This window comes from Polaribacter sp. 20A6 (assembly GCF_011378915.1).
In the GTDB taxonomy this organism is placed as follows: Bacteria; Bacteroidota; Bacteroidia; order Flavobacteriales; family Flavobacteriaceae; genus Polaribacter; species Polaribacter sejongensis.
Genome location: NZ_WTPZ01000004.1, coordinates 241963 through 254539 on the forward strand (window position 1 = coordinate 241963; position 12577 = coordinate 254539).

The 12577-nt window shown below is 31.5% G+C and carries 11 protein-coding genes; 6 read left to right on the forward strand and 5 right to left on the reverse strand.

The window, feature by feature from the left end:
- Positions 1-65 precede the first annotated feature (65 nt).
- Positions 66-566, forward strand: coding sequence for an ankyrin repeat domain-containing protein (locus GQS57_RS11105; RefSeq protein ID WP_165732924.1), 501 nt, complete (start codon positions 66-68; stop codon positions 564-566).
- Here GQS57_RS11105 and GQS57_RS11110 read toward each other — a convergent pair.
- From GQS57_RS11110 to GQS57_RS11130, 5 genes are read right to left on the reverse strand one after another with little or no spacing between them, the layout of a single operon-like run.
- Positions 544-1707 (reverse strand): sigma-54 dependent transcriptional regulator, encoded by a 1164-nt coding sequence (locus tag GQS57_RS11110; RefSeq protein WP_165732925.1) that lies wholly within the window; start codon positions 1705-1707, stop codon positions 544-546. The two genes, GQS57_RS11105 and GQS57_RS11110, sit on opposite strands and share 23 nt — an antisense overlap.
- The gene (locus GQS57_RS11115) at positions 1707-2576 is read right to left on the reverse strand and encodes a DUF6268 family outer membrane beta-barrel protein (protein WP_165732926.1); all 870 of its coding nucleotides are present in this window, start codon (positions 2574-2576) and stop codon (positions 1707-1709) included. The genes GQS57_RS11110 and GQS57_RS11115 overlap by 1 nt, the downstream gene beginning before the upstream one ends.
- An 8-nt stretch (positions 2577-2584) precedes the next feature.
- Positions 2585-3427: a mechanosensitive ion channel family protein gene (locus GQS57_RS11120; RefSeq protein WP_165732927.1), complete on the reverse strand. Its 843-nt coding sequence runs from the start codon at positions 3425-3427 to the stop codon at positions 2585-2587.
- A gap of 11 nt (positions 3428-3438) precedes the next feature.
- Complete coding sequence (locus tag GQS57_RS11125) at positions 3439-4764, reverse strand: ABC transporter permease (protein WP_165732928.1); 1326 nt, start codon at positions 4762-4764, stop codon at positions 3439-3441.
- A gap of 4 nt (positions 4765-4768) precedes the next feature.
- Positions 4769-5698 (reverse strand): ABC transporter ATP-binding protein, encoded by a 930-nt coding sequence (locus GQS57_RS11130; protein ID WP_165732929.1) that lies wholly within the window; start codon positions 5696-5698, stop codon positions 4769-4771.
- A 284-nt stretch (positions 5699-5982) separates the two neighbouring features.
- On the opposite strand from GQS57_RS11130, the gene GQS57_RS11135 reads away from it, so the two are divergent.
- From GQS57_RS11135 to GQS57_RS11155, 5 genes are all read left to right on the forward strand, one after another.
- Entirely contained in the window at positions 5983-6444 is a 462-nt protein-coding gene (locus GQS57_RS11135) for a MarR family winged helix-turn-helix transcriptional regulator (protein ID WP_165732930.1), read from the forward strand.
- Positions 6445-6546: 102 nt separating this feature from the next.
- On the forward strand, positions 6547-8952 hold the full coding sequence (locus tag GQS57_RS11140; RefSeq protein ID WP_165732931.1) for a 3-hydroxyacyl-CoA dehydrogenase/enoyl-CoA hydratase family protein: 2406 nt from the start codon (positions 6547-6549) through the stop codon (positions 8950-8952).
- 77 nt (positions 8953-9029) lie between these two features.
- Positions 9030-10220 carry an acetyl-CoA C-acyltransferase gene (locus GQS57_RS11145; RefSeq protein ID WP_165732932.1) on the forward strand — a complete coding sequence of 397 codons (1191 nt, stop codon included), beginning with the start codon at positions 9030-9032 and terminating at the stop codon, positions 10218-10220.
- Positions 10221-10261: 41 nt separating this feature from the next.
- A complete protein-coding gene (locus GQS57_RS11150; RefSeq protein WP_165732933.1) occupies positions 10262-10624 on the forward strand; it encodes a four helix bundle protein in 363 nt (120 codons plus the stop codon).
- 48 nt (positions 10625-10672) lie between these two features.
- Positions 10673-12469 carry an acyl-CoA dehydrogenase family protein gene (locus GQS57_RS11155; protein WP_165732934.1) on the forward strand — a complete coding sequence of 599 codons (1797 nt, stop codon included), beginning with the start codon at positions 10673-10675 and terminating at the stop codon, positions 12467-12469.
- Positions 12470-12577 lie beyond the last annotated feature (108 nt).

The window sequence follows — 12577 nt, forward strand, 5'->3', positions numbered from 1 at the left end:
AAACAAGTTCAGTATGACAAGATTTAATACTTTTTGAACAGCTTCTTTTAATAAACACAGTACTTATGAATATTTTAAATACTTTTTTTGATGCAATTCAATCTGTAAATATAAATGTTATAGAAACACTATTAAAAAGGTTTCCAAAACTAGCAAACGCACAAGATAAAAGAGGTTTTACACCTTTAGTTTTTGCTACTTATTTTGATAAAATAGAAATTGCAGAAACTTTAATAAAACACAATGCAAATGTAAATCATAAAGATGCTAAAGGAAACACCGCTTTATTAGGTGTTGCTTTTAAAGGCAATGTAGATATTGCAAAACTTCTTTTAAAGAATAACGCAAATATCAATGCGCAAAACAATCTTGGTTACACTCCTTTAATTTTTGCAACTATGTATAATCAACCTAAGATGGTGGCATTTTTATTAGAACAAAATGCAGATTTATCCCTTAAAGATAAAGAAAACAAATCTGCCTTAGATTCTGCAAAAACTAAAGATTTTACAGAAATTATTAGCTTACTAGAAACTCAAGAAGCTACTTACTTGCAAACATTTTAATATCGTTTGCAGAGACTTCTTTTTCTCCTAAAATAATTAAACGTTCTACTACATTTCTTAATTCACGGATATTTCCCGTCCAATCATATTCTTGTAACAATTTTATTGCATCAGAGGAAAATGATTTTTTAGGCGTTCCTTGTTCAACAGATATTTTACCCGTAAAGAAATCTACCAATAACGGAATGTCTTCTCTTCGATCATTTAAAGACGGAACTTGAATTAAAATAACCGCTAATCTGTGGTATAAATCTTCTCTAAACCTACCTTCTTCTATTTCTACTTTAAGGTTTTTATTAGTTGCTGCAACAATTCTAACATTAACTTTGATATCTCTATCCGAACCAACACGCTGAATTTTATTTTCTTGTAAAGCACGCAAAACTTTTGCTTGTGCAGACAAGCTCATGTCTCCTATTTCATCTAAGAAAATAGTACCTCCGTTTGCTGCTTCAAACTTACCTGCTCTATCTTTATTTGCACCGGTAAAAGAACCTTTAACATGACCAAATAATTCGCTTTCTATTAATTCTGATGGAATTGCAGCACAGTTTACCTCAATTAAAGAACCTTTAGATCTATCTGATTTTTCGTGTAACCAATGTGCAACCAACTCTTTTCCTGTTCCGTTTGGTCCGGTTACTAAAACTCTTGCATCGGTTGGTGCAACCTTTTCAATCATCTCTTTTATTTGAGAAATTGCAGCACTTTCACCAATCATTTCGTAGTTTTTACTTACTTTTTTCTTCAGTCTTTTATTTTCTACAGTCAAAACTTTTTTATCCAAAGCATTTCTAACCGTATTTAAAAGTCTATTTAAATCTGGTGGTTTAGAAATATAGTCAAAAGCACCTAAGCGCATTGTATTTACTGCAGTGTCTAAATCTCCGTGGCCTGAGATCATAACAATCGGAATTTCTGGTTTTATTTTCTTAGCTTTTTCTAACACCTCAACACCATCCATTTTCGGCATTTTAATATCACATAAAACCAAATCGTAATCGTTATTCATAATCATTTCTATCCCTAACAAACCGTCTTCTGCTTCTTCTACATGATAGGATTCATTTTCTTCAGAAATAATTTTTGTTAGAACCCTTCTAATTGCGGCTTCATCTTCTATAATTAAAATCTTTGACATTATATTTTAAATTTAATACCTGTTCTTAAATAAAACGCATTTACTTTATCTAAAGTATATACATGCTTTCTGTCTTTATCTCTTAAAACATTACTCAACCTAACAGTGTAACCACTATATGCAAACAAAACTAAGTGCTTTGTAAGTTGATAGTCATAGCCCAAACCTGCAACCAATACAGATAAAGAGATATTGTCTGCTTCTTTATTACCCATAATTATTGGCGTCTTTAAATGTGCAAAATAACCATCTAAACCAACAAAGGATTGTAAACTGTTTACTGGGTTTATTTTATATTTTAAATTCATTTTAGGCACACCAACTGTATAAGACCATTTCTCGTTTACTTGCCTAAAATAATTTACTAAAGGTAACGGAAAAGGAATACCTGCAGTTGTATTATATGTTAAACCCAAAGTTAAACGATATGGTTTTATTACACTTTTATCTTTTGTTCTATCTTTTATAAAAAAAAGACCTCCGTTCATAAAAAAATCTTCGCTCGTTATTTTTTTTGTTAAGGTTGCTGCTAATCTAGGTGTAAAACTATAAGCAACTCTCCAATGATCGCTCATTTTATGAGTGTATGCTAAATTTAAATCAATAACATTAATATTCTCTAATAGCGATGTATCAAAAGGATATTCATCTTTTAAGTTTAAAAATATCCTATTAAATTCTGAACCAATTATTAAATAACTATCTTCTTTTATTTTTATAGGATAATTAAAAAGCGCTCTAATTCTAGTATATTGATCATCAGATTTTTTTTTAGGAATGAAAGAATATTCTACTCTTGCTAAATCTGTTAACTGTGCATTTGTTGATAAACTAACAAATAATACTAAAACAATTATATACCTCTTCATTTTAATTCTTATTTAACCAATTCTTGCGCATTAGAATAAATATGTAGATCTCTCTGAGGAAATGGAATTGAAATTTTATGTTCTCTGAATAATCTATCAATTTCAAAACGAATATCACTTTGTGGAAATTGTGCTTTAAAACTATCTGCAAGTGTAAATACTACTTTAAAATTTAAAGAGCTATCTCCAAAATCTTCAAAAAGAACAGAAACTGGTGGACTAACTAAAACACTTGGGTGAGATTTAGCAGCTTTAATCAGCAACTCTTTTACCAACTGTACATCGCTACCATAAGCAACACCAACTTTTACAGATTCTCTTGTTGTATTTCCGTTTTGCGTCCAATTATACAAACTGTTGGTTAAATATAAATGATTAGGAATTATCAACACTTTATTATTTAACGTTACTGCTCTTGTGGTTCTTAACTTTATCTCCTCTACTCTACCAACCTTTCCTTCTAGTTCTATAATATCTCCAGCACGAACAGATTTATCTATCATTATAAATACCCCAGAAATAATATCTTGAAACAACGTTTGCAAGGCCAAACCAACACCTATTAAAAGTGCTGCAGATGCAGCAAAAAGAGCCGTTAAGTTTACCCCCATTTTATTCATAGTTACTAAAAAAATAACTACATAGATGATCCAACTTAAATAAGAAAAAATACTTCTTACTTTTAATTCATTCTCTGGCTGTAATTTTCTATTAACAAATTTCTTAAACAATTTAAGCACCGTGTATGCTATTGCTAAAGTAATTGTCAAAACAATAACATCCATAATGCTTAAACTAAAAGCATTGGTAATTTCGTAGTTTTTGTTTAATAAATCTAGAATTTCTCTCATTAAAATTAGTATTACCCTTTATATTTTAACCATTTATATAAATCTTTATAAGTAGGCTTTTTACCATACATTAAAATACCTACTCTATAAATTTTAGCCGCTAACCAAACCATAAATACAAAAGTAACCATTAATAATGCCATAGAAATAACCAATTCATACCAAGAAACTCCAAAAGGAACTCTCATTAACATTACAATAGGGCTTGTAAACGGAATGTGAGAAAACAACACCGCAATAGATCCATGAGGATCATTTATAACGGTTGCGAACCCAACATAAACTCCTAAAATAAGAGGTAACATTATTGGCATCATAAATTGCTGTGTATCCGTTTCATTATCTACCGCGGCACCAACTGCAGCAAATAAAGAACTATACAACATAAAACCACCTAGGAAGTAAAAAATAAATAATACAAACATTTTTAAAATTGGTAATTTCAAAATTTCTTGTACAATCATCTGACCTTTATCTCCTGCTGTTGCTTGTTGTACAGCATCCATTTGTTCCGCAGGTATTCTTGCAGATTGTACTTCTACCATATCTACTCCAAAAACGGACTGAGCAACAAACAAAATAACTGTTAGTATAATTCCCCAAATTAAAAACTGTAACAAACCTGCCGATGCATTTCCTAAAATTTTACCCAACATTAGTTGGAATGGTTTAACAGACGAAACAATAATTTCTATAATTCTACTTGTTTTTTCCTCAATAACACTTCTCATTACAGAAGTACCATAAATCATTACAAACATCATTAATAAGTAACCAGCAATAGCTCCAACTCCTATTTTTAACCCGTTTATTAATTTGGATGATTCTTCACCTGAAAAATTATACATTTTGATATCTGTATTAATTTTAGAAGCTTCTATTTTCTCTATATCAATACCAAAATTATTCAGTTTTAGATGCCTAATTTTAGTTTCAATTTTATTTTCCATAGAACTCATAACAGACATTCCTGGGGAATCTGTAGAATAAAACTCTATAGATTTGGCTAACAACTCTAAACTATCTTGTTTCGGAATAATTAGTGCTCCGTAATAATTGCCTTCTTCTACTTTTTTCTTTGTTTCTTCAATTCCTAAAGCCGTATAATCTGTATAATGAATGGTTTTAGAATCTTTAAAATCTTCTTTAGAGAACATTCCAGAATTATCTACATAAACGATTTCTTTAACTTTCTCATCATTTTTTTGCATCAGAAAATAAACCAAAGCTCCCATACCAATCATCAATAACGGACTTAAAAAAGTCATCATTATAAATGATTTATTACGAACCTTTGCTATGAACTCGCGTTCTATTATTAATTTTAACTTGCTCATTTTCTTAACTGTTTTTATTTATTGCCTGAATAAAAATATCATTTGCACTTGGTATCAATTCTACAAAATGCTGTACTTCTCCTTTACTTGTTAAAAATGATAACAAATCGTTTGCAGAATTTCCTTCTGTTAATTTTATATTCATAGTTAAACTATCATTCAATAATTTAAAGTTTGATGGAAAAACCTCAAAACTCTCTTTTAATTTTGCTTCCACTTCTTTAGGATGATCCGTATGCAGGCCTACTTGAAACGTATGCGTTCTAAACTGACGCTTGATATCATCTAACTTACCATCCAAAATTTTGTTCGATTTATCAATCAAAGCAATTTCATCGCACATTTCTTCTACAGATTCCATTCTGTGGGTAGAAAATATAATTGTTGCGCCTTCATCACGAAGCTGTAAAATTTCTTTCGCTATTAATTGTGCATTAATAGGATCGAAACCAGAAAAAGGTTCATCAAAAATTAATAATTTAGGATTGTGCATTACCGTAACAATAAACTGTACTTTTTGCGCCATTCCTTTTGAAAGTTCTTCAATTTTCTTATTCCACCAAGCAGAAATATCAAATTTATCAAACCAATATTTTAAACGTTTTTTTGCTTCAGCTTTACTCAATCCTTTTAATTGTGCTAAATACAAGGCTTGTTCTCCTACTTTCATAGATTTATACAAACCACGTTCTTCTGGTAAATAGCCAATTTGTGCTGTATGATGTGGTGCCAATACTTCTCCATCTAAAATAATAGATCCGCTATCCGGCATTGTTATTTGATTTATAATTCTAATTAAAGATGTTTTTCCCGCTCCATTAGGACCTAATAATCCAAAAACACATCCTTTAGGTATATGTAATGAAACATCATTTAATGCTCTAAAATCACCATATTTTTTTACAACATTATTAACTTCTAATAAATTTTTCATTGCCTCTTAATAATTTTTTTCTGAAAGTTCTCAGTAATCACAAACTTACATATTTTAAAAAGATTAGTATAAAAACTTGATAAAACGTTACAATATAATTTAAAAAGACTTCAATTAATTAAAACAAAAGGTCTCCTTTTAGATAATAATTATAAAAATGTAGCTTAAGAAACACAACTAAGTGGTCTTAAAAACGCTAAATTATTTGTTAAAATTTACTATGCACGCATAACTTTTTACAAATTTACTATGCATGCATAATAAATTTTTATATATTTGACATAATGAATAAATTAAAATCAATAGATCATGAGCTCAGAGCAACTTGGCAAGCAGTCGCTAAAGTGTATAACGAGCAGGCCGTAAAACATGATAGTACAATGGCTACCGCATTTGTTTTATTAAATATAGACAAGCTAAACGGTACACCATCTACAGCTTTAGGCCCTTTAATGGGAATGGAACCTACAAGTCTTTCTAGAATATTAAAAACGATGGAAGATAAAGGGGCTATTTCTAGAGAGAAAAACCCAGATGACGGTAGAAGTGTCATCATCAAATTAACTGAGTATGGCAAAGAAATGCGTAAAATATCTAAAGCGTATGTAATACAGTTTAATGAAACCGTAATGGAAAATGTTTCTAAAGAAGATTTAGCAGGATTTTTTAAAGTAACATCTACCATTAACAAACTAATTGCAGACAAAGATATTTACGAAAATGCCAACAAAAATAAAGCAGTATAACAAAATTGACCAAAGACTGAATGACCTGAGATAATTGGACTAAAAACAAAAGTCTTACATCTTATTTCTTTTAAATCAAACGTCAAAAAATTTTAAAAACAAATGACTAGAAGAATTAAAAAAGTAGCAATCATTGGCTCTGGAATTATGGGAAGCGGAATTGCTTGTCATTTTGCAAACATTGGAGTTGAAGTTCTTATATTGGACATTGTGCCAAGAGAATTAAACGACAAAGAAAAGGCTAAAGGACTAACCCTCGAAGACAAAGTTGTAAGAAATCGTTTAGTAAATGACGCACTCACAGCTTCCCTTAAATCTAAACCATCTCCAATTTATAATCAAAAATTTGCAAGTAGAATTACCACTGGTAATTTAGATGATGATATTGCAAAAGTTGCTGATGTAGATTGGATTATGGAGGTTGTTGTTGAAAGACTAGACATTAAAAAAATAGTTTTTGATAAACTAGAGAAATACAGAACTCCAGGTACTATTATTTCTTCTAATACTTCTGGTATTCCTATTCAATTTATGAATGAAGGAAGAAGTGAAGATTTTCAGAAACATTTTGCGGTTACTCACTTTTTTAATCCTCCAAGATATTTAAAACTTTTTGAGGTTGTTCCTGGACCAGATTGTAAACAAGAGGTTACTGACTTCTTAATGATGTACGGAGAAAAATTTTTAGGTAAAACTTCTGTTTTAGCAAAAGATACTCCTGCTTTTATTGGAAATAGAATTGGAATTTTCGGAATTCAATCTTTATTCCATCAAGTAAAAGAATTAGGTTTAACAGTTGAAGAGGTAGATAAATTAACAGGACCGGTTATTGGTAGACCAAAATCTGCTACTTTTAGAACTGTGGATGTTGTTGGTTTAGATACGCTTGTACACGTTGCAAACGGAATCTATGAAAACTGCCCTGATGATGAAGCTCACGATTTATTTAAACTTCCAGAATTCATCAATAAAATGATGGATAATAAATGGTTAGGAAGTAAAACTGGACAAGGTTTCTATAAAAAAACAGTAAATGCTGAGGGTAAAAAAGAAATTTTAACTTTAGACTTAGATACTTTAGAATATCGTTCTTCTAAAAGAGCAAAATTTGCAACTTTAGAACTTACGAAAACGATTGATAAGCCAATTGACCGTTTTAAAGTGTTGGTTGGAGGAAAAGATAAAGCTGGAGAATTCTACAGAAAGAACTTTGCAGCCATGTTTGCGTATGTTCAAAATAGAATTCCAGAAATTTCTGAGGAGCTATATAAGATTGACGATGCAATGAAAGCTGGTTTTGGTTGGGAAAATGGTCCTTTCGAAATTTGGGATGCCGTTGGTGTAGAAAAAGGAATCGAATTAATGAAAGCCGAAGGTAAAGAACCTGCAACTTGGGTAACAGAAATGTTAGCCTCTGGTTCTAAATCTTTCTATTCAGTTAAAGAAGGAGCTACTTATTTTTATGACATTCCTTCTAAATCTCAAACTAAAAAACCAGGTCAAGATGGTTTTATTATTTTAGATAACATTAGAAAATCAAACGAAGTGTTTAAAAATTCTGGTGTTGTTATAGAAGATATTGGAGACGGAATTTTAAATATAGAATTCCAATCTAAAATGAACACGATTGGTGGTGATGTTTTAGCTGGTATTAATAAAGGAATAGATTTAGCAGAAAAAGATTTTCAAGGTTTGGTTGTTGGTAACCAAGCAGCAAACTTTTCGGTTGGGGCAAATATTGGTATGATTTTTATGATGGCTGTAGAGCAAGAATATGATGAATTAAATTATGCCATTAAATATTTTCAAGATACGATGATGCGCATGCGATATTCATCTATACCAACTATTTCTGCTCCACACGGAATGGCTTTAGGTGGTGGTTGTGAAATTTCTTTACATGCAGATAAAGTAGTTGCTGCTGCTGAAACCTATATGGGATTAGTAGAATTTGGAGTTGGCGTAATTCCTGGTGGTGGTGGTTCTAAAGAAATGGCTTTAAGAGCATCAGATTCTTTTCAAAAAGGAGATGTTGAGTTAAACATTTTACAAGAAAACTTCTTAACCATCGGTATGGCAAAAGTATCTACCTCTGCGTATGAAGCATTCGATTTAGGCTTACTTCAAAAAGGAAAAGATGTTATTGTTGTAAATAAAGATAGACAAATAGCAACTGCAAAAGCACACGCTAAATTAATGGCAGAAAGTGGTTATACACAACCTGTAAAGCGAAATGACGTTAAGGTTTTAGGAAAACAAGCTTTAGGTATGTTTTTAGTAGGAACAGATTCTATGGAACATTCTAAATATATCTCTGAACATGACATGAAAATAGCCAATAAACTTGCCTATGTTATGGCAGGAGGAGATTTATCTGAACCAACATTGGTTACAGAACAGTATCTATTAGATTTAGAGAGAGAAGCGTTTTTATCACTTTGTACGGAAAGAAAAACGCTAGAGAGAATTCAAGCGATGTTAAAAACTGGAAAACCATTAAGAAATTAGATTATTAGAGCGTTAGATTTCTCGATTGTTAGAAATCTAAATATCTGAAAATCCAATAATCTAAAAATCAAGAAAAAATGAAAACAGCATATATAGTAAAAGCATATAGAACAGCAGTTGCAAAAGCTCCAAAAGGTGTTTTTCGCTTTAAACGAGCAGACGAATTAGGTGCAGAAACCATTCAGCACATGATGAAAGAATTACCAAATTTAGATGTAAAGCGCATCGATGATGTTATGGTTGGTAATGCAATGCCAGAAGGAGCACAAGGATTAAACATGGCACGATTTATTTCTTTAATAGGATTAAATTCTGTGGATGTTCCTGGTGTTACTGTAAACCGTTTTTGTTCATCAGGACTAGAAACAATTGCAATGGCTGCCGCTAAAATTAGCGCGGGAATGGCAGATTGTATTATTGCTGGTGGAGCAGAAAGCATGAGTTCTGTGCCAATGACCGGTTTTAAACCAGAATTAAATTACGATACGATAAAATCTGGTCATGCAGATTATTATTGGGGAATGGGAAATACTGCAGAAGCAGTTGCGAATCAATTTAAGGTTTCTAGAGAAGACCAAGATGAATTTGCTTTCAATTCTCACATGAAAGCTTTAAAAGCACAAGCAGAAAACCGTTTTCAAGATCAAATTGTTCCTATTGAAGTAGAACAAACCTATTTAGATGCAAACGGAAAGAAAGCAACAAAAAAATATACCGTAAATAAAGATGAAGGTCCAAGAGCAGGAACCTCAACAGCTATTTTAAATAAATTACGTCCTGTTTTTGCAGCTGGCGGAAGTGTTACTGCTGGTAACTCATCTCAAATGAGTGATGGTGCTGCTTTTGTGATGGTAATGAGCGAAGAAATGGTGAAAGAATTAAATCTAGAACCAATTGCAAGAGTAGTAAATTATGCTGCTGCTGGTGTAGAACCTAGAATTATGGGAATTGGTCCTGTTGCTGCAATACCTAAAGTTTTAAAACAAGCAGGTTTACAACAAAACGATATTGATTTAATTGAATTAAACGAAGCTTTTGCTTCTCAATCTTTAGCAGTAATGCGAGAACTAAACTTAAATCAAGAAATTGTAAATGTAAATGGTGGAGCTATTGCATTAGGACATCCGTTAGGTTGTACAGGCGCAAAATTATCTGTACAATTATTTGATGAAATGCGCAAGCGCGATATGAAAAACAAATACGGAATGGTAACAATGTGTGTTGGTACCGGACAAGGTGCTGCGGGTGTTTTTGAATTTCTTTCATAAAATAAAAAAGAGAACAAAGAAAAAAGATAAGAGATAAATAGATGTGTGCTAAGCAAAGACATAATTACAAGAATTTAAAAATTTGGAAACTCGGTTTAGAGATTACAAATGATATTTCTGACTTGTTATTAAACTTTCCAAAGCATGAAAGATATGATTTAAGTTCACAAATAAGTAGATGTTCTGTGTCTATGCCAAGTAATATTGCTGAAGGCTCTTCTAGAACGAATAAATCTTTCAGTCATTTTTTAGATATTTCTTTAGGCTCTTCTTTTGAATTAGGAACTCAACTATTAGTAGCAAAACATAGGCAGTATATTACTGAAATTAATTTTAAAAAAATTGAAGAAAAAATAGAAGAATTCCAACGGATGACTATGGGATTTCAAAGAAACCTCCAATAATGGTCTTTTTTCTATTTTCTTTCTTCTATAATCTAAAAAAACAAAAATATGGCAGATTTATTAAGAGGTGGACAATTCCTTGTTAAGGAAACAAACTGTGAAGATATATTTACTCCAGAAGATTTTTCTGAAGAGCAACAAATGATGAAAGAGGCTGTTACTGAATTTAACGACAGAGAAATCATTCCTCATAAAGCACGTTTTGAAGCAAAAGATTATGCACTTACAGAAGAAGTAATGCGTAAAGCAGGTGAATTAGGTTTTTTAGGAGTAGCAGTTCCTGAAGCTTATGAAGGATTAGGAATGGGATTTGTTTCTACCGTTTTAACGTGTGATTATATTTCTTCTGGTACAGGTTCTTTTAGTACTGCTTTTGGTGCACATACAGGAATTGGTACCATGCCAATTACTTTATATGGTACAGAAGAACAAAAGAAAAAATATGTTCCAAAATTAGCAACTGGTGAGTGGTTTGGTGCTTATTGTTTAACTGAACCAGGTGCTGGATCTGATGCAAATTCTGGTAAAACTACCGCTGAATTATCTGCTGATGGAAAATCATACAAAATTAACGGTCAAAAAATGTGGATTTCTAACGCAGGTTTTTGCCGTTTAATGATCGTTTTTGCTCGTATAGAAGGTGATAAAAACATAACAGGTTTTATTGTTGAGTTTGACAAAGAAAATCCGAATGGAATTACATTAGGAGAAGAAGAACATAAATTAGGAATTAGAGCTTCATCTACAAGACAAGTATTTTTTAATGATACTGTGGTTCCTGCAGAAAACATGTTAGCAGGACGTGGAGAAGGTTTTAAAATTGCTATGAACGCTTTAAATGTTGGGAGAATTAAATTAGCAGCTGCTTGTTTAGATTCTCAAAGAAGAATTGTTACACATGCTGTAAAATATGCAAATGAGCGTAAACAATTTAAAACTCCTATTTCAGATTTTGGAGCAATTAAAGTAAAATTAGCAGAAATGGCTACCAATTCTTATGTTGGTGAATCTGCAACTTATAGAGCTTCTAAAGATATTGAAGACAGAATTGCATTAAGAGTTGAAGCAGGAAACACGCATCAAGAAGCAGAATTAAAAGGTGTAGAAGAATATGCTATTGAATGTTCTATTTTAAAAGTGGCTGTTTCTGAAGATGTACAAAATTGTGCGGACGAAGGAATTCAGATTTTTGGAGGAATGGGATTCTCTGAAGAAACTCCGATGGAATCTGCCTGGAGAGATGCAAGAATTGCTCGTATTTACGAAGGAACTAACGAAATTAACAGAATGCTTTCTGTAGGAATGTTAATTAAAAAAGCGATGAAAGGTCATGTTGACTTATTAGGCCCTGCAACAGAAGTTGCAAATAGCTTAATGGGAATTCCTTCTTTTGAAACTCCTGATTTTTCTGAATTATTTTCTGAAGAAAAACTAATGATTTCTAAATTAAAGAAAACATTTTTAATGGTTGCAGGTGCAGCACTTCAAAAATATGGTCCAGAAATAGAAGAACATCAGCAATTATTGCTTGCTGCTTCAGATATTTTAATTGAAATATACATGGCTGAATCTGCTATTTTAAGAACAGAAAAAAATGTAAAACGCACTAGCAAAGAAGCACAGTCTGTTCAAATTGCAATGTCTAAATTATATTTATATCATGCAGTAGATATTATTGAAGAAAAAGGGAAAGAAAGTATTATTTCTTTTGCCGAAGGAGATGAACAACGTATGATGTTAATGGGATTAAAACGTTTTACTAAATACCAAAACTACCCAGATATTGTAGATTTACGTAACGAAATCGCAGAAAAAGTAAAAGCAGAAAATAAATACTGTTTCTAAAAACTCTTGATGTCAAATTGAGTTTGTCGAAGTTTTCAAATTCTTGTTCAAACTCAACTGACTATCAGAATATAATAAAAAATTAATCTTAGTTTTAGATTAAAAATT